The sequence below is a fragment of the Amycolatopsis sp. lyj-346 genome (genome assembly GCF_046548975.1).
In the GTDB taxonomy this organism is placed as follows: Bacteria; Actinomycetota; Actinomycetes; order Mycobacteriales; family Pseudonocardiaceae; genus Amycolatopsis.
On sequence record NZ_JAJPWT010000002.1, the window covers coordinates 612,206 to 639,165 of the forward strand.

27 protein-coding genes and 1 riboswitch are annotated in these 26,960 nt (G+C 71.7%); of the genes, 7 read left to right on the plus strand and 20 right to left on the minus strand.

Annotated features, from left to right (window positions below):
- Nucleotides 1–24 precede the first annotated feature (24 nt).
- Both ACLJQE_RS09125 and ACLJQE_RS09130 read right to left on the minus strand, forming a co-directional pair.
- Nucleotides 25–804, minus strand: a complete 780-nt coding sequence (locus ACLJQE_RS09125) for an aldo/keto reductase (RefSeq protein WP_410638703.1) — start codon at nt 802–804, stop codon at nt 25–27.
- Nucleotides 805–844: 40 nt separating this feature from the next.
- The gene (locus tag ACLJQE_RS09130) at nt 845–1,639 is read right to left on the minus strand and encodes a helix-turn-helix domain-containing protein (RefSeq protein WP_410639166.1); all 795 of its coding nucleotides are present in this window, start codon (nt 1,637–1,639) and stop codon (nt 845–847) included.
- Nucleotides 1,640–1,807: 168 nt separating this feature from the next.
- Here ACLJQE_RS09130 and ACLJQE_RS09135 point away from each other — a divergent pair, with 168 nt between their 5' ends.
- Nucleotides 1,808–2,167, plus strand: coding sequence for a nuclear transport factor 2 family protein (locus tag ACLJQE_RS09135; RefSeq protein ID WP_410638704.1), 360 nt, complete (start codon nt 1,808–1,810; stop codon nt 2,165–2,167).
- 110 nt (nt 2,168–2,277) lie between these two features.
- Here the strand turns inward: ACLJQE_RS09135 and ACLJQE_RS09140 are convergent, their stop codons facing one another.
- Nucleotides 2,278–3,432 (minus strand): NAD-dependent epimerase/dehydratase family protein, encoded by a 1,155-nt coding sequence (locus ACLJQE_RS09140; RefSeq protein ID WP_410638705.1) that lies wholly within the window; start codon nt 3,430–3,432, stop codon nt 2,278–2,280.
- 137 nt (nt 3,433–3,569) lie between these two features.
- On the opposite strand from ACLJQE_RS09140, the gene ACLJQE_RS09145 reads away from it, so the two are divergent.
- Nucleotides 3,570–4,067 carry a GtrA family protein gene (locus ACLJQE_RS09145; protein WP_410638706.1) on the plus strand — a complete coding sequence of 166 codons (498 nt, stop codon included), beginning with the start codon at nt 3,570–3,572 and terminating at the stop codon, nt 4,065–4,067.
- Here the strand turns inward: ACLJQE_RS09145 and ACLJQE_RS09150 are convergent.
- Both ACLJQE_RS09150 and ACLJQE_RS09155 read right to left on the minus strand, forming a co-directional pair.
- Nucleotides 3,997–6,171 (minus strand): glycosyltransferase family 2 protein, encoded by a 2,175-nt coding sequence (locus ACLJQE_RS09150; protein ID WP_410638707.1) that lies wholly within the window; start codon nt 6,169–6,171, stop codon nt 3,997–3,999. The genes ACLJQE_RS09145 and ACLJQE_RS09150 overlap by 71 nt on opposite strands.
- Nucleotides 6,168–7,103, minus strand: a complete 936-nt coding sequence (locus tag ACLJQE_RS09155) for an NAD-dependent epimerase/dehydratase family protein (protein WP_410638708.1) — start codon at nt 7,101–7,103, stop codon at nt 6,168–6,170. The genes ACLJQE_RS09150 and ACLJQE_RS09155 overlap by 4 nt, the downstream gene beginning before the upstream one ends.
- A 124-nt stretch (nt 7,104–7,227) precedes the next feature.
- Between ACLJQE_RS09155 and ACLJQE_RS09160 the strand changes: the two genes are divergently transcribed.
- Together ACLJQE_RS09160 and ACLJQE_RS09165 are read left to right on the plus strand one after the other, a co-directional pair.
- A complete protein-coding gene (locus ACLJQE_RS09160; RefSeq protein ID WP_410638709.1) occupies nt 7,228–7,893 on the plus strand; it encodes a hypothetical protein in 666 nt (221 codons plus the stop codon).
- 67 nt (nt 7,894–7,960) lie between these two features.
- Nucleotides 7,961–8,698 carry a helix-turn-helix transcriptional regulator gene (locus ACLJQE_RS09165; protein WP_410638710.1) on the plus strand — a complete coding sequence of 246 codons (738 nt, stop codon included), beginning with the start codon at nt 7,961–7,963 and terminating at the stop codon, nt 8,696–8,698.
- A 5-nt stretch (nt 8,699–8,703) separates the two neighbouring features.
- Here the strand turns inward: ACLJQE_RS09165 and gcvP are convergent, their stop codons facing one another.
- Together gcvP and ACLJQE_RS09175 are read right to left on the minus strand one after the other, a co-directional pair.
- Nucleotides 8,704–11,589 (minus strand): aminomethyl-transferring glycine dehydrogenase, encoded by a 2,886-nt coding sequence (gene gcvP, locus ACLJQE_RS09170; protein ID WP_410638711.1) that lies wholly within the window; start codon nt 11,587–11,589, stop codon nt 8,704–8,706.
- A 302-nt stretch (nt 11,590–11,891) separates the two neighbouring features.
- A riboswitch (glycine riboswitch) is annotated at nt 11,892–11,990 on the minus strand.
- Nucleotides 11,991–12,032: 42 nt separating this feature from the next.
- Nucleotides 12,033–12,611 (minus strand): MerR family transcriptional regulator, encoded by a 579-nt coding sequence (locus ACLJQE_RS09175; protein WP_410638712.1) that lies wholly within the window; start codon nt 12,609–12,611, stop codon nt 12,033–12,035.
- Between the two features lie 279 nt (nt 12,612–12,890).
- On the opposite strand from ACLJQE_RS09175, the gene ACLJQE_RS09180 reads away from it, so the two are divergent.
- The gene (locus tag ACLJQE_RS09180; protein ID WP_410638713.1) at nt 12,891–13,523 is read left to right on the plus strand and encodes a TetR/AcrR family transcriptional regulator; all 633 of its coding nucleotides are present in this window, start codon (nt 12,891–12,893) and stop codon (nt 13,521–13,523) included.
- Here the strand turns inward: ACLJQE_RS09180 and trxA are convergent.
- The 8 genes from trxA to ACLJQE_RS09220 all read right to left on the minus strand — a co-directional run bounded on the left by trxA (nt 13,504) and on the right by ACLJQE_RS09220 (nt 18,080).
- Nucleotides 13,504–13,839: a thioredoxin gene (trxA, locus tag ACLJQE_RS09185; RefSeq protein ID WP_410638714.1), complete on the minus strand. Its 336-nt coding sequence runs from the start codon at nt 13,837–13,839 to the stop codon at nt 13,504–13,506. The genes ACLJQE_RS09180 and trxA overlap by 20 nt on opposite strands.
- Before the next feature lie 12 nt (nt 13,840–13,851).
- Entirely contained in the window at nt 13,852–14,247 is a 396-nt protein-coding gene (locus tag ACLJQE_RS09190; RefSeq protein ID WP_410638715.1) for a MerR family transcriptional regulator, read from the minus strand.
- Nucleotides 14,248–14,314: 67 nt separating this feature from the next.
- Nucleotides 14,315–14,788, minus strand: coding sequence for a bifunctional nuclease family protein (locus ACLJQE_RS09195; RefSeq protein WP_004559569.1), 474 nt, complete (start codon nt 14,786–14,788; stop codon nt 14,315–14,317).
- A gap of 216 nt (nt 14,789–15,004) precedes the next feature.
- Nucleotides 15,005–15,751 (minus strand): MerR family transcriptional regulator, encoded by a 747-nt coding sequence (locus ACLJQE_RS09200; RefSeq protein WP_410638716.1) that lies wholly within the window; start codon nt 15,749–15,751, stop codon nt 15,005–15,007.
- The gene (gene garA, locus ACLJQE_RS09205) at nt 15,748–16,212 is read right to left on the minus strand and encodes a glycogen accumulation regulator GarA (RefSeq protein WP_004559567.1); all 465 of its coding nucleotides are present in this window, start codon (nt 16,210–16,212) and stop codon (nt 15,748–15,750) included. Before garA ends, ACLJQE_RS09200 begins: the two co-directional genes overlap by 4 nt.
- A 114-nt stretch (nt 16,213–16,326) precedes the next feature.
- Nucleotides 16,327–16,713, minus strand: a complete 387-nt coding sequence (gcvH, locus tag ACLJQE_RS09210) for a glycine cleavage system protein GcvH (protein WP_013226819.1) — start codon at nt 16,711–16,713, stop codon at nt 16,327–16,329.
- Between the two features lie 92 nt (nt 16,714–16,805).
- On the minus strand, nt 16,806–17,429 hold the full coding sequence (locus tag ACLJQE_RS09215) for a CDP-alcohol phosphatidyltransferase family protein (protein ID WP_410638717.1): 624 nt from the start codon (nt 17,427–17,429) through the stop codon (nt 16,806–16,808).
- A 441-nt stretch (nt 17,430–17,870) separates the two neighbouring features.
- Complete coding sequence (locus ACLJQE_RS09220; protein ID WP_043789768.1) at nt 17,871–18,080, minus strand: hypothetical protein; 210 nt, start codon at nt 18,078–18,080, stop codon at nt 17,871–17,873.
- A 298-nt stretch (nt 18,081–18,378) separates the two neighbouring features.
- On the opposite strand from ACLJQE_RS09220, the gene ACLJQE_RS09225 reads away from it, so the two are divergent.
- Nucleotides 18,379–18,882 carry a hypothetical protein gene (locus ACLJQE_RS09225; RefSeq protein WP_410638718.1) on the plus strand — a complete coding sequence of 168 codons (504 nt, stop codon included), beginning with the start codon at nt 18,379–18,381 and terminating at the stop codon, nt 18,880–18,882.
- 28 nt (nt 18,883–18,910) lie between these two features.
- On the opposite strand, the gene ACLJQE_RS09230 is transcribed toward ACLJQE_RS09225, so the two are convergent.
- The gene (locus tag ACLJQE_RS09230; protein WP_410638719.1) at nt 18,911–20,614 is read right to left on the minus strand and encodes an AMP-binding protein; all 1,704 of its coding nucleotides are present in this window, start codon (nt 20,612–20,614) and stop codon (nt 18,911–18,913) included.
- A 10-nt stretch (nt 20,615–20,624) separates the two neighbouring features.
- Nucleotides 20,625–21,467: a crotonase/enoyl-CoA hydratase family protein gene (locus ACLJQE_RS09235; RefSeq protein WP_410638720.1), complete on the minus strand. Its 843-nt coding sequence runs from the start codon at nt 21,465–21,467 to the stop codon at nt 20,625–20,627.
- A gap of 167 nt (nt 21,468–21,634) precedes the next feature.
- Here ACLJQE_RS09235 and ACLJQE_RS09240 point away from each other — a divergent pair, with 167 nt between their 5' ends.
- Nucleotides 21,635–22,510: an alpha/beta fold hydrolase gene (locus tag ACLJQE_RS09240; protein WP_410638721.1), complete on the plus strand. Its 876-nt coding sequence runs from the start codon at nt 21,635–21,637 to the stop codon at nt 22,508–22,510.
- A gap of 241 nt (nt 22,511–22,751) precedes the next feature.
- Here ACLJQE_RS09240 and cobA read toward each other — a convergent pair whose 3' ends face one another.
- Genes cobA through ACLJQE_RS09255 form a run of 3 tightly spaced genes read right to left on the minus strand, consistent with a single transcriptional unit; the run spans nt 22,752 to nt 26,926 of the window.
- A complete protein-coding gene (cobA, locus tag ACLJQE_RS09245; RefSeq protein WP_410638722.1) occupies nt 22,752–23,972 on the minus strand; it encodes a uroporphyrinogen-III C-methyltransferase in 1,221 nt (406 codons plus the stop codon).
- A gap of 48 nt (nt 23,973–24,020) precedes the next feature.
- Nucleotides 24,021–25,868 carry a DUF2201 family putative metallopeptidase gene (locus ACLJQE_RS09250; RefSeq protein WP_410638723.1) on the minus strand — a complete coding sequence of 616 codons (1,848 nt, stop codon included), beginning with the start codon at nt 25,866–25,868 and terminating at the stop codon, nt 24,021–24,023.
- Complete coding sequence (locus ACLJQE_RS09255; RefSeq protein ID WP_410638724.1) at nt 25,865–26,926, minus strand: ATP-binding protein; 1,062 nt, start codon at nt 26,924–26,926, stop codon at nt 25,865–25,867. The genes ACLJQE_RS09250 and ACLJQE_RS09255 overlap by 4 nt, the downstream gene beginning before the upstream one ends.
- Nucleotides 26,927–26,960 lie beyond the last annotated feature (34 nt).

A 26,960-nucleotide genomic window follows, 5' to 3' on the forward strand; every position in this document is an offset into this window, starting at 1 on the left:
CGGCCAGGAGACTGTCGGCGAACCTCAGACGCGCGTGCCGTTGTCGAGCTCGGCCACCACGGCGAGGTCGTCGTCGGCCAGCTCGAAGTCGAAGACGCCGAAGTTTTCCCGGATCCGGGTCGTGGTGGCCGACGCCGCCACCGCGACCGTGCCGGTCTGCAGGTGCCACCGCAGCACGATCTGGGCCGGGGTCTTGCCGTACTTGGCGGCGAGGGCGGTGACCGTCTCGTCCGACAGCAGCGCGGCGTTCGCGGCCGGGCTGGCGGCGACCGTCACGATGCCCCGCTCGCCGTGGAACTCGCGCAGTGGCAGCTGCTGCAGCCACGGGTGCAGCTCGATCTCGTTGACGGCGGGCACCGCGCCGGTCGCGTCGATCAGCCGGCGCAGCTCGGAGACGCCGAACCCGGCGACGCCGAGCGCGCGGACCCGCCCGTCGGCACGCAACCGGCTCAGCGCGCGCCAGGTGTCGGTGAACGCGCCCTTCGTGCCGTCCAGCAGGAGCAGGTCGGCCCGCTCGAGCTGGAGCGCCTCGAGTGCCTGGTCGGCGGCCCGGCGGGCGGTGTCGTAGCCCTGGGCGGGCACGTGCACGCTGACGAAGAGGTCCTCGCGGGGCACCTCGGCCGCGGCGAGCACCGCGCCCACCGCCGCCTCGGTGCCCGGCGTGGCGTCGATGCCGCGGTAACCGGCGTCGAGGGCGATGCGGACGGCCCGCCCGGTTTCGGCCGGGGACAGGCCGGCGACGCCGAACAGCAGCTGGGGGATGCGGACTCCGACGGACAAGGCGAGCGAAGGCGGGACGGCCATCAACCGGTGATCCTCACTTCGGATGCTGCGCGGACCCCCATCATCCCACCCGGGCGGCCCGCTCGCGCAGATACGCCGCCGTCGCCGGGTCGGCCGGGAAGAAGGACTCGATCACCAGTTCCGCCACGGTGACGTCCAGCGGGGTGCCGAACGTGGCCACCGTGCTGAAGAACGTCAGGTCGGTGCCGTCGTGGCGGAACTCGAGCGGCACGAAGATGTCACCCGGTCCGGGGACCTCCACCTCGGGCACGGGCTGGTCGCACGGGTACCCGCGCAGTTCGTCCAGCAGCTCGGCGAGACCCGTGTCGGCGGTCTGGGTCACCTGGCGCCGCAGCCGGCCGAGCAGGTGGGCCCGCCACTCCCCCAGGTTGCGGATGTGCGGGGCCATGCCGTCGGGGTGCAGGGTCGCCCGCAGGACGTTGGTGGTCAGCTCGGCCGGGATCCCGGCCACGAAGAGGCCGACGGCGGCGTTGGCGTCGACGAGATCCCAGTTCCGGTCGACGACGGCGGCCGGGTACGGCTCGTGGCCGGCCAGCAGCTGCCGCACGGCTTGCCGGACGGCGTCCATCCCGGGGTCCCCCAGCGCGCTCTCGGTGTAGGCGGGCGCGTACCCGGCGGCGAGCAGCAGCCGGTTGCGTTCCCGCAGCGGGACGTCGAGGTGCTCGCCGAGCCGCAGCACCATGTCCCGGCTCGGCTTGGAGCGCCCGGTTTCCACGAAACTGAGGTGGCGGGTGGAGATGTCCGCCGAGATCGCCAGATCGAGCTGGCTGATCCGGCGCCGGTCGCGCCATTCGCGCAGCAGTTCCCCGACGGGCCGCTGCCGCGCCTGCACCATGGTCGTCACGACAGCGACGCTACGGCGATCACGGGGTGGCTGCCATTACCCCGGGGGTAATGGGGCGGCATTACCTCTCGCGTAATCGACGCGCCGCCGCCGCGCCGCCAGAGTGGGTTCCAGCGCCGGGACGACGGAAGCCGTTGTCCCCCAACGAAAGGATCCACCATGACCGACGTCCGCACCATCGTCGAGCAGTACCTCGCCGTCTGGAACGAGACCGACGCCGGCAAGCGCCGTGCCCTCGTCGCCGACGTCTTCACCGAGGACGCCCGCTACACCGATCCGCTCGGTGCCGTCGGCGGGCACGACGGGATCGACCGGTTCGTCGCCGGGGCGCAGCAGCAGTTCGGTGGGCTCACCTTCAGCCTGCCCGCCGACCCGGACGCCCACCACGACCTCGCGCGCTTCCAGTGGTACCTCGGCACCCCCGGTGCCGAGCCGGTCGCCATCGGCTTCGACGTCGTCGAGCTCGAAGACGGGAAGATCGCCAAGGTGCACGGCTTCCTCGACAAGCTGCCCGGCTGAACCGTGGGGCGCGTGCGCCCCAATGTGGCCTTCGGTGCGTTCAACGCAACCAAGGCCACATTGGGGCGCGTTGAGCCGGGCCGCCGGCAAAGCGGCTCAGACGCGCGGCACTAGGCCTTCAGCGCGCCCCGCCAGCGGACGGTCGGGCGCAGCTTCTCCGGGTTCACCCGGTGCTTGTTGGCACCCACGATGTCGAACATCGACTCGATCAGCGTGTCCGACAGCAGGTGCGGCTCGAGCCCCAGCCCGACCAGCCCGGTGTGCTTCACGTTGTAGTAGTGCTCCGGCGCCTCGGTGCGCGGGTTCTCCAGCTGCTCGATCTGCACCGGGCCGGGGAACCGGTCGGCCACCAGCTCGGCGATACCCGCCACCGGCATGCTTTCGGTCATCTGGTTGAACACGCGGAACTCCCCCGGCTCGGCCGGGTGCTCGACGGCGAGGCGGATGCACTCCACGGTGTCGCGGATGTCGATCAGCCCGCGGGTCTGCGCGCCCTTGCCGTACACCGTCAGCGGCTGGCCCAGCACCGCCTGGATGACGAACCGGTTGAGCACCGTGCCGAACACCGCGTCGTAGTCGAAGCGGGTCGCCAGGCGCGGGTCCAGCGCCGTCTGCGGGGTCTGCTGGCCGTACACCACGCCCTGGTTGAGGTCCGTCGCGCGCAGGCCCCACGCGCGGCAGGTGAATTCGATGTTGTGCGAATCGTGGACCTTGGTCAGGTGGTAGAAGGAACCCGGCCGTTTCGGGAACAGCACGCGATCGCGGCGCCCGTTGTGCTCGAGTTCCAGCCAGCCTTCTTCGATGTCGATGTTCGGCGTGCCGTACTCGCCCATCGTGCCCAGTTTGACCAAGTGGATCGCCGGGTTGATCTCCGCGATCGCGTACAGCAGGTTCAGCGTCCCGACCACATTGTTGTGCTGGGTGTACACCGCGTGCTCGCGGTCGATCATGGAATACGGCGCCGACCGTTGCTCGGCGTAGTGGACGACGGCGTCCGGTGCGAAGTCGCGCACCGCTCCGAACAGGAACTCCGCGTCGAGGAGATCGCCCTCGTAGCTGGTGATCGTCCGGCCGGAGACCTCGCGCCAGGTGGCGATCCGGTCGGCCATGGATTCGATCGGGACCAGGCTTTCGACGCCGAGTTCGGCGTCGTAACCGCGGCGGGCGAAATTGTCGAGGACGGCCACCTCGTGGCCTTTGTCCGATAAGTGCAGCGCGGTCGGCCAGCCCAGATATCCGTCACCGCCGAGAACCAGCACCCGCATTGTGCCGCCTTTCCTGATCGTTTACGACCCCGACGCTATAGATCACCTGCTGATGAGGACCTGGCAATGAGCTGTGAATCTCCTATGCGTAGGGGGGCCGGACGGCGGCGCGGCCGGCCCGCGGGGAGGATGGGGACATGACGACCGTAACCAACGGCCTGCGGCCCCGCACGGCGGAGAAGACCCGCCGCCGCGGCTGGGCCCGGCTGGCGCGCGCCGCGACGACGTCGGTCGCGGCCACCGTCGTCAGCCAGGTGGTGCTGCTCGCCGTCCTCGCCGCCGGCGGGGTCCCGGTCCTGGCGAGCGCACTGGCGTGGGCGGCCGGTGCGGTGCTGAACTTCCTGGTCACCCGGCGCTGGGTGTGGGGCCGCACCGGGCGGCCGCGCGTGCGGCGCGAACTGCTGCCCTACCTCGCGGTGATCGGGCTCGGCGGGCTGGTTTCGATCGGCCTGACGACCCTCGCGGGCTCGCTGCTGACTCCGCTGGACCTGCCGCGCTTCTGGTGGGTCGCGCTCGTCGACGGTGCGTACGTCGGCAGCTACGCGCTGGTGTTCGTCGTCAAGTTCACCCTGCTCGACCGGCTCGTGTTCGGCCGCGGCGCAGCACGTAACCCCGCCACCACGTCCCGGTCATGACGCGCGCGTAGTTGGCGCCGTAGACGAGGCTGCCGCCCTTCTTGCTCTTGCCCGCCTTGCGCAGCCGCATGCTCATCGGCAGTTCGACGACGCGGGAGCCGCGGGCGGTCACGCCGAGCAGCAGCTCCGACGACTGGTACTGCGGCTCGCGAAGCGGGACCGAGCAGGCCAGCTCCGCCCGCATCGCGCGGAACCCGAACGACGTGTCGGTGATCCGCCGCGCGGTCAGCACCGACGCCAGCACCGCGAACACCCGCACGCCGAGCCACCGGACGCGGCTGTCGGCCTCCTCGTGCCCGAGCCGCCGGGACCCGGTGACGAAGTCCGCGGTGCCGTCGACGACCGGGCGGACGAGTGCCTCCAGTTCGCTGGTGTCGTACTGACCGTCGGCGTCGGTCGTCACGACGTACTCGGCGCCGGCTCCGGCCGCCAGGTGGTAGCCCAGCCGCAGTGCGGCGCCCTGGCCTCGGTTGCGCGGTGCGACGCACACGTAGGCACCGTGGGCCTCGGCGATCGCGGCCGTGTCGTCGGTGCCGCCGTCGACGACGACGAGGACGTCCACCGGCAGGCCGAGGCACTCGTCGGGCATCTTCTCCAGCACCTCGCCGATGCCGCCGGCTTCGTTGTAGGCGGCGATGACGACGGTCAGCGGCGCCAGTGCAGGCTCCGGGTGCCGGCTGCGGAAGTCGTCGAGGGCAGCGGAGTCGACGTCGTCGGGGAAAGCGGCAAGCCGCTTCCGGCTCGCCGACGTCAGCGTCGTGAAGCCGAGCGCCCCGGCGACGGGCAGCAGCACGAGCGCCGGGATCTGGTAGCGCCAGGAGAACAGGAACACCGCCGAGGCGAACAGCAGGAGAAGCCCGCTCGACGCCGCGAGCAGCGCCCCGGCCTGGGCCCGGTCCAGGGGCTTCTTGCGCCGGAACACCGTCAGGAGGCCGAGGAGCGCGCCGATGCCGAGCACCGCGCCCGGGACGTACCCGCCGCCGAGCTGGTAGTCGCGCAGGATCTTGGCCAGCGGCCGGTCGACGCTCGCGACGACGCCGTCGTTCTGCAGCGTGACCAGGTCGATCAGGGACTGGTCGGCCCACTGCGGGTAGCTGAGCTGGAACTGCCACCGGTCCAGGGGGACGTCGGTGGGGTCCTGCTCGCGCGTCCAGGCGAAGCTCTTGGCGAAGTCGTCCAGGACCGCTTCGGCGACGTCGCCGGGCTGCTGCTTCAGGACGTCGATCGCGAACTCGTGCGCCAGCGCGGCCTTGTCCGCGCCGGGTGGCAGCGGGCCCGGCCAGTTCGGGTCGAGGTCGGCGTGGGTGTAGTTGTCGACGAGCCGGGTTTCGCGGGGCTCGGCCGGGCAGAACACCCGCAGCACCGGGTCGAGGTGGAGGTTCGCGCAGTCGGCGACGGCGGCGGTGCGGCCGTAGAGCATGTTCCCGGACGGCCCGGCCAGGCCCCACTTGCCGGTCTCCGAGTGCACCCGTGCCGAGTACGGCACCAGGACGGCGAGCAGGCCCAGGAGGCCGACGCCGGCCCGGCGCCAGCCCGCCCACTGCCGCCACGCTCCCCCGGCGGTGACGAGGAAGACCAGCAGCGGAACAACCAGGGAGATCCCGATCAGCCGCGTCAGCACGCCGAAGCCGAGCAGCAGGCCTGCGGCGCCGGCGCGCTTCCAGCCGGGGGTGCCCCAGCCGAGCAGCAGCCAGAGGAGCCCGAGGAGCACGGCCTCGAACGTCACCTCGGACATGATGTTCTGCTCGATCTGCAGCTGGTAGGCGTCGAACAGCACCGGGGCCGCGGCGAGCGCGCCGACCCACGGACGCCCGCCCAGCCGCAGGACCAGCCCGTAGACGCCGACCGCGATCAGGATGCCGCCGATGTGCTGCACCGCCGCGACCCAGGCGAGGCCGCCGACGGCCAGCAGCGGCCGCAGGACGAGGTCGTAGCCGATGGGGTCGAGCTGGTCGGCGCGCAACGCGTGCAGGTTGTCGATGTACCGGAACGAATCGATGAACAGCAGCGCGGGCCGGTAGGCGAGCCAGGTGAGCACCCGGAGCGTGATCGCCGGGACGAGGAGCAGGAGCAGCAGCCAGTGGCGGCGGAGGAACCCGCTCACGGTGTCGCGAGGCCGGAGAAGTACTTCCACGCCGTGGCCAGGCCGTCGGTGAGCGAGACCGACGGCCGGTAGCCGATGGTCTCCGCACTCGCCGAGACGTCGACGACGACCGCGGGCATCTCGCCGGCGGGGGCCTCGACGTGCTCGATCGGCAGCTCGGCGCCGGTCACCTCGCGCACGGCCTCGATCATCTCCAGGACGGACACCGAGCGCCCGGCGCCGACGATCGCGCGGCCGGAGTAGCCGCTGCCGAGGGCCAGCAGGACGGCGCGGACGACGTCGTCGACGTGCACGAGATCGCGGCGCTGGCGGCCGTCGCCGTAGACCTCGACCCCGGTTCCGGTCAGCGCGGCCCGCATCATCCGCGGCACGAAACTGTCCTTGTGGGACATTCCCGGGCCGTAGACGTTGGTGAACCGCAACGCACACGTCGTCATGCCGTAGGCCCCGGCGTAGCCCGACAGCAGCATTTCGCACGCCGCCTTGGTCGCGCCGTACGGCGTCAGCGGCCGCAGCGGCAGGTCCGGGGTGATGGTCGCGCCGCCGACGTCGCCGATCACCGCGTTGGTCGAGGCGAGCAGGAACTTCGGCACCTCGTGGCGGCGCGCGAGCTCCAGCAGCTCCTGGGTGACCAGGACGTTGTCGGCGAAGGTGTCCTCGGGCAGCTCGACCGACTTCAGCACCGACGTCAGGCCGGCGAGGTGCACGATGCCCGCGGTCGCGGCGGTCACGGCCTGCTCGCGGACGGCCGCCTCGCGGAGGTTGCCGACGACCACGCGCACACCGCCGAGTTCTTCGGGGAACGGGACCCGGTCCACGACGGTGACCGGGACGCCCCGGTCGCGGAGGGCGCGCACGACGGCCCGGCCGATGAAGCCACTGCCGCCGGTCACGACCACCGATGTCCGACCAGGACCGTGCGCACTCGCCATGGGCGTCAACCTACCCGGAGTTCCTGTGCGGCCGCAGTGCGCGTACGCAGAACTGCGTATGGCCGCCCGCCCCGCCGGCTTGGTGTCCTTGACCGGTCACACAGCAATGGGGAGGAACTCACCAATGAAACGACTCTTCACCGTTCCGGCGCTCCTGCTCGCTTCGCTCGCCGGGATTCTCGCGGCCCCGGCCGCCGCCCAGGCGGCCACGACCGACGTCGGGATCATCCCGGCGAGCCGGTCGTGCCCGGCCGGGACCGAGGCCATCGTGATCCGGATGGACGACGAAGACTCCGGCAACACGAACTCGCGCGGCGGGTTCATCGGCGCCGTCAGCAGCACGAGCAACACGGAGTTCTTCTTCTGCCGGGTGAACGGCACCGCGTTCCGCGGGTTCGTGCAGTCCGGCTCGTTCCGGCCGTACGCGGTCCTCAAGCTGGGCGCGAACTGCCCGAACGGCTCCCAGGAGTTCTCGCGGCGGTTCGACAACGAAGACGACGGCAACAACAACTCGTTCTCGGGCAACATCTTCCCGAACTCCAGCGACAGCAACACGCTGCTGCGGTTCTGCCTCTTCGCGCCCGGCGTGGCCACCACGACGGCGTTCCCGAACGTCGGCTTCGGCTACCTGGTGTTCTCCGGGGTGGACGCGTCGGGCTTCTTCCGCAGCGACGACGAGGACGACAGCAACAACAACTCCTACACCGCCCCGGCGGGGATCAGCAGCATCGCGCAGTCGATGGTGAGCGCCGGGTCGAACACCACGATGAACGTCCGGATCGCCCGGTAACACCCGTTCGTATCTCCCTCGGTCCTCCCGGGTCTTTTCCAACCGGGAGAACCGAGGGGGACAGCGAGTGACCAATGAAGTGACCGCGCGGTGCCTGCACCGCGCCCTGGAAGTCGTGCACGACCTGAAGGCCGGTCCGGCGGCCGGCCTGGCCGCGCTGGGCCGGCTCGTCGGCTGCGACGTCGTCGCGTGCACGAGCACCGAGCACACGACGCGGCGGCTGACCGGCACGGTGCTCGACCGTCCGGAGCAGAACCTGCTGCGCCACCCGGAGTTCCGCGCGCAGGCCCACCAGCACCCGGCGTTCGCGGCCCACCGCAGCGGCCGGCTGCCGCTGGGGACGTCGGCCGCGCTGAGCGACCTGGCGGATCAGCGCACCCTGCGTGCCTTGCCGCTGTACACGGATTTCTACCGGCCGCGGGGTACCGCCGACCAGCTGCTGTGCGTCATCCAGGTCGACGACCGCCACGGGCGCGTCCTGACGCTCAACCGCTCCCGGCCCGGCTTTTCCGCACGCGACCGGGAGCTGGTCGACCTGCTGGCCCCGCACGTGGCCCAGGCCTTCGCCCGGGAAGAGTTCCCGCCGGTCCAGCCGGTCACCGGGCTGCCACTCGAAGTGCTGACCGCACGAGAGCGTGAGGTGGCCGCCGCCGTGGCGCGCGCGGCGACCGACCGGCAGGTCGCCCGGCTGCTGGGGAACAGCCCCCGGACGGTGCAGAAGCACCTGCAGCAGATCTACCGCAAGCTGGACATCGCCGGCCGCGCCGAGCTGACGGTCCGGCTGTCCGGCGGGGAAAACCCGTGACGGGGTCAGGCGAACGCCTCCGGTGGCGGGCACGAGCAGACCAGGTTCCGGTCCCCCGCCGCACCGTCGATCCGCCGGACCGGCGGCCAGATCTTCGGCGCGGACGTCCCCGCCGGGAACACCGCGGTTTCGCGGCTGTAGGGCCGGTTCCACTCGCCCGCGACGCACCGGGCGGTGTGCGGGGCCTGCCGCAGCGGTGAGTCCTCGAGCGGCCACTCCCCCGCCGCGACGCGGTCGATTTCGGCGCGGATCGCGATCATCGCCGCGCAGAAGCGGTCGAGTTCGGCGAGGTCTTCGCTTTCCGTCGGCTCCACCATCAGGGTGCCCGCGACCGGGAACGACATCGTGGGCGCGTGCAGCCCGTAGTCCGCCAGCCGTTTCGCGACATCGTCGACCGTGACGCCGGTGGCCTTGGTCAGCGGCCGCAGGTCGAGGATGCATTCGTGCGCGACGAGCCCTTCGTGGCCGGCGTACAGCACCGGGTAGTGGCCGCCGAGGCGGCGGGCGACGTAGTTCGCGTTGGCGACCGCGACGAGGGTTGCCCGGCGGAGGCCCTCGGCCCCCATCATCCGGACGTACGCCCACGAAATCGGCAGGATCGACGCGCTGCCCCACGGCGCCGCGCTGACCGGGCCGACACCGGTGGCCGGGCCGGCCGCCGGCTGCAGCGGGTGGTTCGGCAGGAACGGTGCCAGGTGCGCGCGGACCCCGATGGGGCCGACACCGGGTCCGCCGCCGCCGTGCGGGATGCAGAACGTCTTGTGCAGGTTGAGGTGCGAAACATCGGCACCGAAGCGGCCGTACTGAGCCACGCCGATCAGCGCGTTCAGGTTGGCGCCGTCGACGTACACCTGCCCGCCGGCATCGTGCACCGCCGCGCACACTTCGCCGACGGTGTCTTCGTAGACCCCGTGCGTCGAGGGGTAGGTGAGCATGATCGCGGCGAGGACGGCCCGGTGCTCGTCCACTGTGGACCGGAGGTGGGCCAGGTCGATGTTCCCGGCGTCGTCGCAGCGGACGACGACCACGCGCATGCCCGCCATCACCGCGCTCGCCGCGTTCGTGCCGTGCGCGCTGGCCGGGATCAGGCAGACGTCGCGCCCGTGCTCGCCGCGGGAGCGGTGGTAGGCGCGGATGGCGAGCAGGCCCGCGAACTCGCCCTGGCTGCCGGCGTTGGGTTGCAGGGAAACGGCGTCGTAGCCGGTGATCCGCGCGAGCCAGGCACTCAGGTCGGCGGCGACGTCCAGGAGCCCGGCGGCGTCTTCGGACGGCGCGAAGGGGTGCAGGCCGGCGAACTCCGGCCAGCTGACCGGCTCCATTTCGGCGGTGGCGTTGAGCTTCATGGTGCACGAGCCCAGCGGGATCATGCTGCGGTCGAGGGCGACGTCGGAGTCCGCCAGCCTGCGCAGGTAGCGCAGGTAGCGCAGCATCGCCGTTTCCGAGCGGTACGCGTGGAACACCGGGTGCGTGAGGTATTCGCCGGTGCGCCGCAGCGGGGCCGGGAGCGCGTCGGCGGTGTCCGCGTCCAGGCCGTCCACATCGGACACCGAGACGCCGAACGCCTTCCACACGCAGGAAAGCCGCTCACGGGTGGTCGTCTCGTCGCAGGCGATGCCGACGTGGTCGGCGTCGATCCGGCGCAGGGAGACGCCGAGGTCGCGGGCCGCCGTGACGACCGCGTCCGCCCGGCCGGGCACCGCCGCGGCGACGGTGTCGAAGAACTCGCCGTGCACGACCTCGACGCCGCCCTCGGCGAGGCCGGCGGCCAGCACGGTGGCCATCCGGTGCGCCCGCAGCGCGATCGCGCGCAGCCCCTCGGGCCCGTGGTACACCGCGTACATCGACGCCATCACCGCCAGCAGGACCTGGGCGGTGCAGATGTTCGACGTCGCCTTTTCCCGGCGGATGTGCTGTTCGCGCGTCTGCAGGGCCAGCCGGTACGCGGGGGCGCCGTCGGCGTCCTTCGAAACGCCGACCAGCCGGCCGGGCAGCTGCCGCTCCAGGCCCCGGCGCACCGCCAGGTACGCGGCGTGCGGGCCACCGAAGCCGAGCGGGACGCCGAACCGCTGCGTCGATCCGACGGCGACGTCGGCGCCGAGCTCGCCCGGCGGCCGCAGCAGGGTGAGGGCGAGCGGGTCGGCGGCGACGATCACGGCCGCACCGTGCTTCTTCGCCTCGCCGATGGTGAGGTCGAGCTCCCGGACCGCGCCGGACGCACCCGGGTAGGACAGGAGCACGCCGAAGAAGTCCCCGCCGAGCCCGAGCCCGGTCAGCCCTTGGGAGAGGTCCTCGACGACCAGTTCGATCCCGAGCGGCTCGGCCCGCGTCCGGAGGACGGCGAGGGTCTGCGGCAGGGTGTCTTCGTCGACGACGAAGCGGGGGGACGTCGCCCGCCCGGCCCGGCGCACGAGAGTCATCGCCTCGGCGGCCGCGGTGGCCTCGTCGAGCAGGGAGGCGTTGGCGACGGGAAGCCCGGTCAGGTCCGAGATCATGGTCTGGAAGTTGAGCAGTGCCTCGAGCCGCCCTTGGGAGATCTCGGGCTGGTAGGGCGTGTAGGCGGTGTACCAGGCCGGGTTCTCGAGCACGTTGCGCCGAATCACGGGCGGGGTGACGGTGTCGTGGTACCCGAGCCCGATCATGGCGGCGGCCGGCCGGTTCCGGGCGGCCAGCTCGCGAAGTTCGGCGAGGGCCTGCGCTTCGGAGGCGGCGGGTGGCAGTTCGAGCGGCCGGGCGGACTCCCGCAGTGACGACGGGACGGCCCGCTCGGCGAGTTCGTCGAGGGAAGCGACGCCGATGACGTCGAGGATGTGCCGCAGTTCGGCCGGGCCGGGCCCGATGTGCCGGTCGGCGAAGGGGAGACCCTGTTCCAGAGAGGCGAGTGACGGATCCACGATGGCCTCCTGGGGACAGCAGCGCCTACCAACCCGACTTTGGTTCGCGAGGTGACCACGGCGGGGGTCCGGGGGCGGAGCCCGCCGGGCGGGGTGTGGGGGTTGCACCCCCACAAGACACTCCGGAGGGTTCGGGCGAGCGACTGCCGCGAGCATAGCTCGCCCAAACCCGGAGGAGCCCTCCCCACTCTGTCCGTACCCATTTCTGGGCGCCTGAGAGTTTCGCCCGCGTGGTTGAACCGGGCTTGCACCGTCGGCGGGGCCATCAGGCTGTGTCCTGACGACCCGCTTTCCAGAGGCGTCTCGTCCGCGCGGTCCGGGGTGCCTGAGAGGTTCCGGGGAGGACTTGCTCCTTCGGCGCCGAGCTCAAGGTGTGGCTCGGACTCTCCCGCGCGGATTCGTCGACCGCACGGTGAACCTTACTCCGCCTGCCGCGGTGGTGATCAACCGGTCTTGCGGGCGTTGCGGCGCTGGGTGAGTTCGTCCGGTTCGTGCGTCTCGACGATGCCGCCGTCGGCGCGTTCGGCCGGGAACTCGTGGATGGTGCCGCTGATTTCCTGCATGGCGCCGCTGACGGCGATGCCGAAGACGCCTTGGCCGCCCTGGAGCAGATCGACGATCTCCTCCGGCGAGGTGCATTCGTACACCGTGGTGCCGTCGGAGAACAGCGTCACCCTGGCCAGGTCGCGGACGCCGCGGACACGCAGGTGGTCGACGGCGACGCGGATGTTCTGGAGCGAGACGCCGGTGTCCAGCAGCCGCTTGACGACCTTGAGGACCAGGATGTCCTTGAACGAGTACAGCCGCTGCGAGCCGGAGCCGTGCGCGGTGCGGATGCTGGGCGCGACCAGTTTGGTCCGGGCCCAGTAGTCGAGCTGACGGTAGGTGATCCCGGCGATCTGGCACGCCGCCGGACCCCGGTAACCCACCAGCTCGTCGGGCAGCGAGTTGTCGGGGAACAGTTCGCCCTGCTCACCAGCCGCGACCTCGACAGGCTGCTTCTCGGAACCAGCCTCGACCACGCAAGCCTCCCCTCGCCCGACCAGGCGGCCGGCGAATGACAGCCGGACGGTCCCAGGAGCGGGACCCGCCGGAGATCAACCGCCACGGTCCGGCCCCAGACCGTGAATCACACCGTGACGATTTACCTGCTTCGACGGTAAGCGCCAGGACAGGGCGGGTCAACGCGACGCGCGGCAAGCCTCAACGGTCGGCTGAGCCTTTGAGCCGTTCGCCGTACCCCCGCTCGTGGTCGTTCAAACACGGTGGACGTTTTTACTCAGCCGTGTTAATTTTTACTCATGCAAGTAAACACCGACCTCATGGCCGAAATGGGCCTCAGCGTCACCGAGGCCGCGCGCCGAGCGCAGATCATCGGCGCGACCATCGGCGTCCTCGCCGACCTCGGCTACCGCCGGAGCACCTTCGCCAAGATCAAGGAGCGGGCCGGGCTCAGCAGCACCCGGCTGATCTCCTACCACTTCACGAACAAGGCCGGCCTGATGCAGGCCGTGCTCAGCACGGTCGTCGAAACGAAGAACGAGTTCCTCGCCGAACGCACCGGCGGCGGCCTCGACCCGGCCGACCGACCCGGCTACCTGCGGGCGCACATCGAGACGTCCGTGGCGTTCCTGCGTGCCTACCCCGAGTGCGTCCGGGCACTGACCGAGCTCGCCGCCAACGCCGACGACGCCGACGGCTGGGTGATGACGAAGGTGCTGGTCGACGACATGCGCGTGCACGGATTGGCCCGCCAGCTGCGGCAGGGCCAGGCCGAGGGCGCGTTCGGCGAGTTCACGCCGGAGGTGATGGCGATGTCCATCGCGCAGGCCATCGACGGCGTGGCCGCGGCCTACGCGGCCGACCCGGCCCTGGACCTGGAGAAGTACGGGCGCGAACTGGCGGACGCGTTCGTCAAGGCGACGGCGCCTTGAGGGCCCGGTCGAGCCGCTCTTCGATGCGGGCCTTCGGGAACGCGCCGACGATCGTCTCGACCGGCTCCCCGCCCGAGAAGAGGATCATCGTCGGCAACGACATGACCTGGTAGGAGCGGGTGGTCTCGGGGTTCTCGTCGGCGTTGATCTTGCGGACGGCGAGCTCACCGTCCCGCTCGGCGGCCAGCTGCGCCAGCACCGGGCCGACCATCCGGCACGGGCCGCACCAGGTGGCCCAGAACTCGACCAGCACGGGAACGTCGCTGCCGAGGACCTCGGCGAAGGTCGCATCGCTGATGTCGAGAACTTCGGACATGGGTGGGCTCCTTCACGGACGGGGTGCTCCGGGGACGACACACGGATCGGGCGCCTGCCGGGCAAGCGCCCCGGCGAGCTTGGCGGCCAGTTCGGCGCGGATGCCACCGAGCCGGGCGAGGAGTGCGTCGGCTTCTTCGAGCTTGCGCCGGTACACCTCGATCGAACTCGCGCACGAATCGCCGGTCTCGTGGCCGCTGCGCAGGCAGTCGACGAACGGCCGGGTCTCTTCGAGGGTCAGGCCGACCGTCTGGAGGGTCAGGATCTCCTTGACCAGCTGGAGGTCGTCCTCGTCGTACTCGCGGTAGCCGTTGGCCGAGCGCCGGGCCTGCAGAAGGCCCTGGTCCTCGTAAAAACGCAGCGCACGGGTGGTGACACCCGTGCGCTGCGCCAGTTCTCCGATCCGCATGCCCTCGACGCTAGACGTTGACGTCCACGTCAAGGCAAGTTCTCAGATGTCCGCTCTCGCGGAAATCTCAGGTGTCGGCTCCGCGGAAGTCTTCCGGCGACACGGAGTCGAGGAACTCGCGGAACTTCTCGACCTCGTCCTCCTGCTCGTCCGGGATGATCAGGCCGGCTTCCTCCAGCACCGAATCCACGGCGTGGATGGGGACTCCGATCCGCAGGGCCAGCGCGACCGAGTCGCTCGGCCGGGCGGATACCCGGATGTCGCCGTCGAAGACGAGCTCCGCGAAGAACGTGCCCTCTTTCAGGTCGGTGATGACGACCTGCTCGAGCTCCCGGCCCAGCGCTCCGATGACCTCTTTGAGCAGGTCATGCGTGAGCGGGCGGGCGGGGCGGACCCCCTGTTGCTCCAAGGCGATGGCGGTGGCTTCGACCGAGCCGATCCAGATCGGCAGGTACCGTTCACCCTCGGTTTCCCGCAGCAACAAGATCGGCTGATTCGCGGGCAGCTCGACCCGCACACCGACGACGCGCATTTCGCTCATCGGGCTTCGCCTCCCTCCCGTGCACACGGGCTGCAGCGCTGAACCGGCTTCACGCCCATACTCCCGACGCTACCCGTCATCCGTGCGCTGTGCTCGCTGTCCGGACTCTCTCGGTTCGCCTGCCGCAAACCCGTGCCTTCACGGTACGGCATGCGGTGCCGAACATTCAGTCATTGACATGGGACCGCAAAGAGGATCTCACTGCCCCGTTATCGATCAACACCCGGCGACGCCGCGGATTCCGGCCTTGACGAGGAGCGTGTGCAGGGTCACGGACAGTGCCGCGAGCTCCCGCACCACTTCGTCGGCCCGGGACTTGGCCTCCGGGTCACGGTGCCGGTACACCGGCGTCACGATCTGCTCCAGCAGCCCGACCTCGCGGTCGGCCGCGGCGCGGAAGGCACGCAGGTGTCTCGGTTCGATCCCGAATTCGGTCATCGCCTTCACCGTCCGCGCGACCAGCACCGCGTCCGGGTCGAAGAACCCGGCGGTGCCGGGCCGGACCAGGCCGTACTGCTGCAGCTCGGCCAGCGCGGGCTCGTCGATGCCGGCCTGCGCCAGGAGCTCCTCGCGGGTCAGGCGCAGCTCCTTGCCCGCGACGAAGTCGTCCGCCACGGGCAGGCCGACGTTCTCCGCCGGCGCGTCGATCGGCACCAGCCGGCGCGGCGGGCGGGGCAGGGCCACGGCGGGCTCGGCACCCGAGTCCGCCGCGTCCAGCTGTTCCTTGATGACCTTCAACGGGAGGTAGTGATCCCGCTGGGCGGCCAGGACGAACCTCAGTCGCTCCACGTCCGCCGCGGCGAACTGCCGGTACCCCGAGGCCGTCCGGCCCGGTTGGACCAGGCCTTCCGCTTCGAGGAACCGGATCTTGGAGATGGTGACATCGGGGAAGTCGCCGCGCAGCTGCGCGAGTACCGCCCCGATGCTCAGTCCGTGGTTCTGTGGCCGCCCGGCCGCCGTCACTGCGCCCCCTGGCCCCCGTGCCCCGGGCCGGTCAGGAAGACCAGGCGGAACTTCCCGATCTGCACCTCGTCGCCGCCGGCGAGCACCGCCTGGTCGACCGGCTCGCGGTTGACGTAGGTGCCGTTGAGGCTGCCGACGTCGATGACGACGAACTCGCCGCCCTCACGCCGGAACTCGGCGTGCCGGCGGGAGACCGTGACGTCGTCGAGGAAGATGTCGCTGTCCGGGTGCCGCCCGGCGCTGGTGGTGTCGCGGTCGAGCAGGAACCGCGAACCCGCGTTCGGCCCGCGCTTCACGACCAGCAGGGCCGAACCCGGGGGCAGGGCGTCGACACCCTGGACCGGGGCTTCCGGGGCGGGCTCGCGACCTTCGGCTTCGGCCAGGAAGTCGGCCCGGAAGACAGAGGTCCGCTCCGGAGACTGCTCCGGGGGAACGCCGCCGGGCCCGTCGTTCGTGCTCACCTGAGCTCTCCTCCACACATGCTGTGTTGCCAGTACTCAAGAACGTGTAGCTGCCAACGTACCGTGCCTGATCGATTCTCCGAGCCCCGGCTCCCCGAACCGGCGGAGCGGGCCTCAGCCCTTGGTCAGCGCGTCGTACGCCTCGGCTTCGAGCAGGGCTTCCAGGCCCGCCGGGTCGTCGAGCCGGATCTCGATCAGCCAGCCCTCGCCGTAGGGATCGCTGTTGATCAGCTCGGGCGAGTCGGCCACGGCGTCGTTGACCGCGACGACCTCGCCGTCGACCGGCGCGAACAGCTCGGAGACGCTCTTGGTCGACTCGACCTCGCCGAAGACGTCACCCGCGCTCACCTGCCTGCCGACGTCGGGCAGGTCGACGAACACGACGTCGCCGAGCTGGTCCTGCGCGTACTCGGTGATGCCGACGCGCACGAGGGTGTCCTCGCCGCGGGTGGCGACCCACTCGTGTTCCTCGGTGTAGCGAAGCTCTTCAGGAGCGGACACCGCCGGTCCCCTTTCATGCCCTCACTGGCGAAATGTGTTGGCGAAGTCTTACACCCACACGGCGCAGCCGCCCGCCACGACCCGGGCAAAGCTCACGCTTCTCCGGTTGCGCGGAGCGCGTTGCGCGCCTGCACGACGTAAAGCACCCCGGACCAGACGTAGAGGACGCCGCCCCAGATGGTGAAGGCGTACCCGATCGGCCGGGCGACCGCGGCGACGTCCGAACCGCCCTGTGCGAGCAGCAGCAACGGGAAGGCGTACATCAGGACGAAGGTGGCCCCCTTCCCGAGGTAGGTGACCTCGGGCGGCGCGAAGCCGCGGCGGCGCAGGGTGACGACGCAGACGCCGAGCACGGCCTCCCGCAGCACCAGCGGGACGACGACCCACCACGGGATGATGTCGCGGACGAGGAAGGCGATGAGGGTGGCCAGGATGTAGAGCCGGTCGGCGGCGGGGTCGAGCAGCCGCCCGAGCCGCGACATCTGGTTGAGCCAGCGGGCGAGCTTGCCGTCGAGCCAGTCGGTCAGCGCGCTGAAGACGAGCAGGGCGAGCGCCCAGCCGTCTTCTTCCGGGCCGAGCAGCAGCCAGAGGAAGACGGGTACCCCGGCCAGCCGCAGCAGGGACAGCATGTTGGGGACGTTGAGGGCCTGCCGCAGCAGCGACGGCTCGGCGGCGGGATCCGCCTGAGCGGCGGGTTCGGGGGCGGCTGTGCTCACGGGGCCATTAAACAGCGGAGCGGCGCCGGACCGCCCGGTGGTGCGGCGGCCGGGCTGTGGGTGACTGGGTGGCGGACGGATCGGGACCGGCTGGTGCCGCGGCGCCGGGATCGGGGCGCGCAGGCGGGCCGGAGCAGCTTGGTGCCGCGGTCATGGGGGCCGTGCGTGGCGGGCCGGGGCTGCCTGGTGCCGCGGCACCGAGATCGGGCTGCGCAGACGGGCCGGAGCAGCTTGGTCCCGCGGTCTTGAGGGCCGTAGGTGGCGGGCGGGTCAGGGCTGCCTGGTGCCGCGCTGCCGGGGGATCGAAGTCCGCGGGCGCTCCGCCTGCCAGGCGCTCGCAGCGCACCGGCCGGGCGCTCGCGCGGGCTCGACTTCCCGAGGCGCTCCCCCGCCGGCCCGCGGCGGAAGCCGGGCCGCCCCCGCGGCCCGGGCTCGCGCAGGTCAGCTCGCGCGGCGGTGGCTCCAGCCGCGTCGTTGCAGCTCGGCGCTGCTCAGCGACTCGGGGCGGCCGCGGTAGTCGGTGCCCATCCAGCGGGCGCGGCCGGCTCGTCCCTCGAGGACGTACGGGCGGCCGCAGCACCAGACCACGGTGCTCGGGACGGTCGGCGGACTGGACGGGTCTTCGGTACTGGTCACAGCGTCGGCGTTCATCGCTCTCACGGATTCGGTACGGGTGTCGGGGACGGGAAGCTCGTCAGCCTCCACCAAGATCTTCGGCGCCCGGGCCCGGATTGTTAACCGTTGCGGCACGAATTAGACCGATCGATTCTTGATGACAGCGGGAGGTTTCGAAGCGTGAACGGAATGTTAATCGTCCATTGTGGACATCGATCCGGCAGCCACCGGGCCGGGCCGCCACCCCCCTGTTGTAATCTCCGGCACACCCGTGGGCGCGTCGCTCCACCGGGACCAGGACGACCGGCCGCCCGGCCGGGGAGGAAGGATCGCGGTGCCCCACCCGACCACCACGAGGACGTGGCTCGTGGCCTGCCTCGCCCTGCCCGTGCTCGCCGCCTGCTCCGGCGATCCCGCCGCGCAGGCGCCCCCGGCTCCGCCGTCCTCGACCGCTCCGACGTCCGTGACGACACCGGCGGGTACCCCGCCGCCCTCGCCCGAAACCGGCGACGGCTCGTCCGCGCCGGCCCCCGCCACCAGGCCGTCCGGGCCACCGCCGTCGGTGCCCGGGTCGTGCGGCACCGTCACCGGCGCCAGCGGGATGACGCTCTACGTGTTCGACAGCGGCTCCGCCGGCGTCAGCTGCGTCGCGGCGACGAAGCTGGTCGGCGACTTCCACCGCAAGATCACCGGGCGGCAGGGCGCCGGCTCGAACGACGCGGTGAACGAGACCGTCGACGGCTGGCTGTGCACCTCCGGCCCGCCCGCCGCCCAGGGCGGCACCACCTGCACCAAGGGCGAGCAGACGGTCTTCGCCGCCGTCGTGCCGTCCGAGTGAGCCCGTTCGCCCCGGTGAGCTGCCGGAATCAGGACTTGAGGTCCGGGAAGTCCTCCTCGCGGTACTCGGTCCCCGCTCCGCGCTTCGGATCGCTCTCGCGGCCCCGCAGCTCGACCCGGCGGATCTTGCCCGAGATCGTCTTCGGCAGGTCCGCGAATTCCAGCCGCCGGATCCGCTTGTACGGGGCCAGGTGCTCGCGGCAGTACGCCAGGATCGACCGCGCGGTCGCCGCGTCCGGCGAGAACCCGGCCGCCAGCACGACGTACGCCTTGGGCACCGCGAGCCGGATCGGGTCGGGCGCCGGGACGACCGCGGCCTCGGCCACCGCCTCGTGCTCGATCAGGACGCTCTCCAGCTCGAACGGCGAGATCCGGTAGTCCGACGCCTTGAACACGTCGTCGGTGCGCCCGACGTAGGTGATGTAGCCGCGCTCGTCGATCGAGCCGACGTCACCCGTGTGGTAGTAGCCGCCGGCGAAGGCCGCCGACGTGCGCTCGTCGTCGCCGGTGTACCCCGTCATCAGGCCCACCGGCCGGTGGGCCAGGTCCAGGCAGATCTCGCCCTCCGCGGCGCGCTCGCCGCTGACCGGGTCGACCAGCGCCATCACGAAGCCGGGCAGCGGGCGGCCCATCGAGCCGGGCACGACGTCCTGGCCCGGGGTGTTCGCGATCTGGACGCTGCTTTCGGTCTGGCCGAAGCCGTCGCGGATGGTGACGCCCCACGCCTTCTCGACCTGGTCGATCACCTCGGGGTTGAGCGGCTCCCCGGCGCCGACGACCTTGCGCGGCGGGTTCTTCAGCGCCGTCAGATCGGCCTGGATGAGCATCCGCCACACCGTCGGCGGCGCGCAGAAACTCGTCACCCCGCACCGGTCCATCTGCGCCATCAGCGCGCCCGCGTCGAACCGGCCGTAGTTGTAGAGGAACACCGTCGCCTCGGCGTTCCACGGGGCGAAGAAGTTGCTCCACGCGTGCTTCGCCCAGCCGGGCGAGGAGATGTTCAGGTGGACGTCCCCCGGCTCGAGCCCGATCCAGTACATCGTGGACAGGTGGCCGACCGGGTACGAGACGTGCGTGTGCTGCACCAGCTTCGGCTTCGCCGTCGTGCCGGAAGTGAAGTACAGCAGCAGCGGGTCGCCGGCCCGGGTCGGGCCGTCCGGGGCGTACTCCGGCGACTCGGCGAACGCGGTGGAGTACGAGTACCAGCCTTCGACCGGCTCCCCCACCGCGATCCGCGTGTAGCCGCCGTCGATGCCGTCGAACTTCGGCGCGTCGGCCGACCGGACGACGACGTGCTTGGCGGCCCCGCGCTCCACGCGGTCGGCCAGGTCGGCCGGCCCGAGCAGCGTCGACGCCGGGATGATCACCGCGCCGAGCTTGATCGCGGCGAGGATCGTCTCCCACAGCTCGCCCTGGTTGCCCAGCATGAGGATCAGCCGGTCGCCCCGGCGGACGCCGAGCGAGCGCAGCCAGTTCGCCACCTGGTTGGACCGGCCGGACATCTCCGGGTAGGTCCAGCGGTTCTCGGTGCCGTCCTCCTCGACGATCCACAGCGCGTACCGCTCGGCGTTGTCCGGGTCGTGCGCCACGACGTCGAACCAGTCGATCGCCCAGTTGAACTCGGTGAACTGCGGCCAGGCGAAGTCGCGGTACGCCGTGTCGTAGTCCTCACGGTGGGTCTGCAGGTAGTCCCGCGCGACGCGGAACGCGTGGTGGACCTCCGAAGCACTCACCCTGCCTCCTCTACTCGCCCTTGAACTCCGGCGTGCGGCGCTCCATGAAGGCTTGGACCGCCTCGCCGAGGTCCTTGCTGGGCAGGAACGCCGAGTTCCAGGCCGCGACGTACCGGAGGCCGTCGGCGACCTGGCGTTCGGTGTTCGCCGCCAGTACCTGCTTCGTACCCTGCACCACGAGCGGCGGGTTCGCAGCCATCTCGCCGGCGAGTCCGCGCGCGGCCTCGAGCAACGCGGCCTGGTCGGGGTGGACGTCGTTGACCAGGCCGATCTTCTCGGCGCGGGCGGCGTCGATGTCCTTGCCGGTGAGGGCGAGCTCCCGCAGGTGCCCCTCGCCGATGATCGAGGCGAGCCGCTGCAGGCTGCCGAGGTCCGCGACGATGGCGACGCGCACTTCGCGGACGCTGAACTTGGCATCGGCGCTGGCCAGGCGGACGTCGGCGGCCGCGACGACGTCGACACCGCCGCCGATGCACCAGCCCGACACGGCCGCGACGACCGGTTTGCGGCATTCCGCGATCGAGCTGACCGCCGCCTGCAGCGACCGGACCTGGTCGAGGAACGCCGTCCGCGGGCCGGCCAGGCTGTCCCCGCCCAGCATCGGCGCCCAGTCGCCCATCATCGCCGGCAGGTCGAGCCCGTAGGAGAAGTGCTTGCCGCTGCCGGTCAGCACCACGGCCCTGACCTGCGGATCGGCGTCCAGCGCGCGGAACACCAGCGGCAGCTCGCGCCAGAAGTCCGGGCCCATCGCATTGCCCTTCGACGGACCGAGGAGCGTCACTTCGGCCACATGGCCGGCTACGTCGACCTTGAGGGACACGAGATCGGGCAGACTGTCAGCAGTAGCGGTCATGGGGTCATCTTGACCCATGCCCGGGACAACCCGCCATTGGCACCCGGTCAATTGGCCACGGTGGTCATGACCACGGTGGCCATGACCACAGCGTCACCGTGCCAACCTGGTCGGGGGATGCTTTCCTGAACGAGACTCACGCCACGACCCGGGGAGGACGGTGGGACATGAGCCCGGCCAGCGCGACCGCGATCGAACCCGACCCCCCGTCCGCCCCCGTCCGGCGGTCCTCCCGGCCGATCGAGCTGACCGGCTCGTTCGACCACGAAGGGCACCGGCTCTGGTACACCGAGTTCGGCAGCGGCGACAAGGTCCTCGTCCTCACCCACGGGATCATGCTCACCCGCCGGATGCACGCGCCGCTCGCGCGCCGGCTGGCCCGCGCGGGGTTCCGCGTGATCACCCTCGACCTGCTCGGCCACGGCGACTCCGACCGGCCGACCGAGTCGTGGTGGTACTCGATGCCGTCGTTCGGCGAGCAGACCCTGGCCCTGCTGGACCACCTCGAGGTGGCGTCCGCCGTGATCGGCGGGACGTCGCTGGGTGCGAACGTCTCGCTCGAGGTGGCGGTGCAGGCGCCTTCGCGGGTGCGCGGGTTGATCGTCGAGATGCCGGTGCTGGACAACGCGATCGTCGCCGGGCTGATCACCTTCGCGCCACTGCTGATGGCGGCCCGGTTCCTGCCGTTCACGGTGCAGGCGGTGGCGCTGGCGGCGTCGGTGGTCCCGCACGGCAACCAGTGGGTCGACGTCGTCACGGACACGCTTTCGCAGCGCCCGGCGCCGATGGCGGCCCTCATCCACGGCGTGCTGTTCGGCCGGATCGCACCCCCGAAGTCGGTCCGCCGCAAGATCACGACGCGCACGCTGGTGATCGGCCACCAGCGCGACCCCATCCACCCGTTCGGTGACGCGGACACCCTGGCGGTCGACATGCCGGACGCGGAGTTCGTCCAGGCCCGCAGCCCGGTCGAGCTGCGGTTCGACCCGACCCGGCTTTCGGACGCGATCCGGGATTTCGCAGCGAGCTGCTACGAGGACTGAAATATTTCGCCCATGCCATTGGTGTGGGTGACCGGCAACGCGGGGGCCGGCAAGTGTCGACGGCACCCGGCCGCTGCCCGAAGTCGCCGACGCGATCCTCGCCGCCGCCCACCGGCTGCACTCCCCGTGATCAGAGCCGTGACTCGCGTGATTGAAGCCGTAACTCGCGTGATCCAGGCCGGATCTCGCGAGTTCCGGCTTCGATCACGCGAGATCCGGCCCCGGTCACGCGAGATTCCCGTCAGGACACGGGGGCGAGGCCGGCTACCGGGCCGATCACGATCACCGCCGGTGGGCGGACTCCCGAAGCCGCCGCGTCCGCCACCACGGTGTCCAAAGTGGACCGGAGGGAGCGCTGGGTGCGCATCGTGCCGTCCTCGATGATCGCGACCGGGGTGTCCGCCGGGCGGCCGCCGTCCAGCAGGGCCTTCGCGAACTGCGGGAGCCTCTCCACGCCCATCATCAGCACGATCGTGCCCCGCATCCGGGCCAGGAGCTCCCAGTCGACCAGCGACCGGTCGTCGCCGGGGGCGACGTGGCCGGAGACCACCACCACCTCGTGGGCCACGCCGCGGTGGGTGACCGGGACGTCCGCCACCGCCGGGACCGCGAACGCGCTCGTGATGCCCGGGACCATCGTCACCGGGACACCCGCCTCGGCGCAGGCCAGCACCTCCTCGAAGCCGCGGCCGAACAGGTACGGGTCGCCGCCCTTGAGGCGGACGACGAACTTGCCTTCCTTGGCGCGCTCGATCAGCGTCCTGTTGATGACGTCCTGGCTGGCCGCGCGGCCGTACGGGATCTTCGCCGCGTCGACGATCTCGACCTCGGGAGCGAGCTCGTCGAGCAGCTCGCGGGGCGCCAGCCGGTCGACCACGACGACGTCCGCGCGCGAAAGCAGGCGCCGTCCGCGGACCGTGATCAGCTCCGGGTCGCCCGGGCCGCCGCCGACCAGCGCGACGCCGGGCAGGCTGCCCTCGGGATGCGGACGGCGGCCGTCCTCGATGGTGCCGTTGTGCAGGCCGTCGAGCATCGAGTCGCGGACCGCGGCCGAGCGCAGCGGCTCGCCGCCGGAGAGCACGCCGAACAGCAGGCCGCCGTGCCGGCCCGACGCCGGGGTCACGGCCGAGCCGGACTCGCCCTCGTCGGCGCGGACGCAGAACACCCGCTCTTGCTCGGCTTCGGCGCAGACCGCCGCGTTCACGTCGGGGTCGTTCGTGCAGGCCAGCGCGTACCAAGCCGCGCGAAGGTCACCGGGAGCGTAGGGGCGTTCGTGCCAGACGAGCTCGCCCGCGTCCACCATCCCCTGCACGGACGGCGTCGTGTGCGGCGACACCAGTTCGACGCGGGCCCCCGCGCTGATCAACCGGGGCAGCCGGCGTTGCGCGACCGTGCCGCCGCCGATCACCACGACGCGGCGGCCGGAGAGCTGGAGGCCGGAAAGGTAGTGCGGGTCGTCCATAGGGCGGCAGTTTATTGGGGGTTCATCCGTACGCCAGCCCAGCGTGGGTCACGCCACCCGGAAGACCGGCCCGCGCGCCACGAACGGCAGCCGCGCACCCCGCGGCACCAGGTACGCGTGCTCGCGGCGCGGCCGGACGTGGTCGCACTGGGCGTCGGTGATGATCAGGATCGGCCCGTCGGCCGGGAAGTCGGCCGCGCGCTGCAGCAGGTCGACGCCGGGCTGCAGGACCGTCCCGCCGCGGCCGCGCACCTTGACCCGGCCCGCGATGTCCTCCACCGCGAGGTACCCGGCGTCGTAGGCGACGGCGTCGCAGAACACCACGCGGGCCGCCGGGACGTCCCTGGCCAGCGCGTACGACGCGATCGCGCCCAGCGCCTTGCCGAGCAGCTCGGCGTTCATCGAGCCCGACGTGTCCAGCACGACGCCGAAGGTGACGCGCCGGTCGAGCCGTTCCGGGCGGACCCGGCCCGGCCGCGGGATGTCCGGGGTCGCCGACTGGCGGCGCGACGCCCGCGCGTAGCTGCGCACCGGCAGCTCCACCCGGACGTGCTCGTCGAACCAGCGCGCGAGCCGGGCGTCCCACGGCAGCGGCGGGTGGTCCAGAGCCCGGATCTCCTGCTCCAGCCCGGCCGGCAGCAGCCCGCGGCCCTGGGCGTGGTGGTACTCGAGCCCCTGGGTGAGCGCCCGGCGGTAGAACTCGTCGAGGTCGACGCCCTGGACGCGGTCGCCCCACGGCACCGGCCGCACGCCCCGCCTGGACGACCGGCGCCGCGCCGCCTCCGGCTCGGACAGCCACTCCCCCAGCACGTCCCCGGCCTCGCGCGAGCCCAGGGTCAGGAGCTTGCGGGCCCGGCGGAGATCGGTCGTCAGCGTGTCGTACACCGACTCGGCCGACATCCCGGTCAGCTGCGGGTCGTGCAGGGCGCCGTGGGGCAGCTCGCCCACGCCCATGGCGACCAGCCAGCCGTTGACCACGTAGTCGCAGGCGACGTTCCACAGGTACGGGTCGCGGCCCAGTGCCCGCCGGTCGTGCCGCAGCGCGGCGTGCAGCATCTCGTGCGCGAGCACGAACCGCCACTCCTCGGCGGTCAGCGCGGCGGCCGGGTTGACGTGGATTTCGCCGTGCTCGGCGTCGACCGCCGCCAGGGAGATGTCCCAGGCGCGGACGACCTCGGCGTCGACGACCAGGGTGAACCCGGCCGCGACCGCGCCGAGCAGCGGGAACGACGAGACGAACCAGGACAGGGCGCGGTCCCACTCCCCCAGCGCCCGGCGGTGGCGGGTCCGGCCGCGGGCGTCGGCCGCGCGTTCCATCGCCTCGGTGGCCGACGCGATCAGCCCGCGGGCGAACCGTTCGGTCCACGGGTCGGGCTTGCCGCGGTACCGCAGTTCCCAGCGGCTCATCGGCGGTGCGGGGTCCAGGCAGAGCCGCGCGCCACCGGTCCCGAGGCCCTTGAACGGCTCCGGCACACCCGTCTCGCGCCACGTTGCGGCCAGCGCGGCCTCGTCGGTGCCCGGCAGCTCCGGCAGCTCGCCGAGGGGCGTCCCGACGCGGACGGCGTCGGCGAACCGGTGGACCGCGACGCAGCACGCGGCACCGTAGGCCTCGTCCAGGAGCGGCTCTTCGTCGAGGTGGCCGAGGCCGAGGTGCAGCAGGAGGTGCGCGAACACCCAAGCCCACTCGCCGGGCTCGGCGTCCCGGGCGCGGTTGGCCGTGACCAGCCCGCGCCCGTCGACGACGGCCCAGCTGCCCACGCCGGTCAGGCTCTCCTGGCTCAGGCGCGCGCCGCGGGCGAGGTGGTCGAGGACGGTGTGCGCGCGGACCTGGGCCCAGCCGTCTTCGATCGCCTTGTTCCGGCGCTCGCGGCGCTTCGCCTCCCCCTTGGCGTTCACGTGCGCGCAGCCACCAGCCGCGGGAGATCGCGGGCGGCTTCGACGAGGAACCACGACGGCAGCCGCGGGTGGCCCGCTTCGTCGTCGGCGATGACCAGCTGCGCCATCTCCAGGGAGAGCTCGGCCAGCTCCACCAGCAGGCTCTTCGCGCGGAAGGCGAACTGGCGCACGGCCGCCGACGCGTGCCGCTTGTCCGCGGGCAGGTCCTTGACCAGCCGGGCGCGGAACGTCTCGGCGAGGAAGTAGAGCAGGTCGCGGTCGCCGGGCTCGGCGGGCCAGCGCGCGTCGCCCTTGAGGATCGCCTCCAGGTCGAAGGCGTGCCGGGCCACCTTGAGGTAGGCGCGGAAGGCGCCGGCGTGTGCCGGGGTGAGGGTCGCGTAGGCCAGCAGCGCGACCGTCTCGTCGTCGGCCGGGTCGCCGGCGGAGTGCAGCAGGTCCGAGAGCATGTGCCAGGACCGCGGCGTCGAGAACGGCTCCTCGGACTTCGGCGGCGGGCTCCACAGGTGGTCCGGGCGCTGGGTGAGGTACTCGATCACCCACGGGTGGATGCCGGTCCCGGCGGCCCAGGTGAGCCAGTCGTCCGGCGCGGCACGCAGGTGGACGTGCACCAGGCGGTTGACCAGGGCCGAGGCCATCGGCCGGGCCAGTGCCTGGTCGGTGGCCCGGTTGCCGGCGCCGATCACGACCGAGCCCGGCGGCAGCTCGTACGAGCCGATGCGGCGGTCGAGGATGAGCGAGTAGAACGCCTTCTGGACGTCGGGTGCGGCGGCGTTCAGCTCGTCGAGGAACAGGCAGTACGGCTCGTCGCGGGCGATCTGCTCGGGCGGGCAGAACCGGCTGCGCCCGTCGACGATCTGCGGGACGCCGATGAGGTCTTCGGGCGCGAGCTGGGTGCCCAGCAGCGAAACGCAGTCGAGCCCCAACGACGCCGCGAAGTCGCGCACCAGCGAGGACTTCCCGATCCCGGGCGCGCCCCAGAGGAACACCGGCCGCACGACGGCGGTGGTGAGCAGGACCTCGGGCAGCCGGGCGGGCGTGACCGTGAGCTGGGCGTGCAAGCGTGGACCTCCTGTGTGAGGACATCCCTTGCGA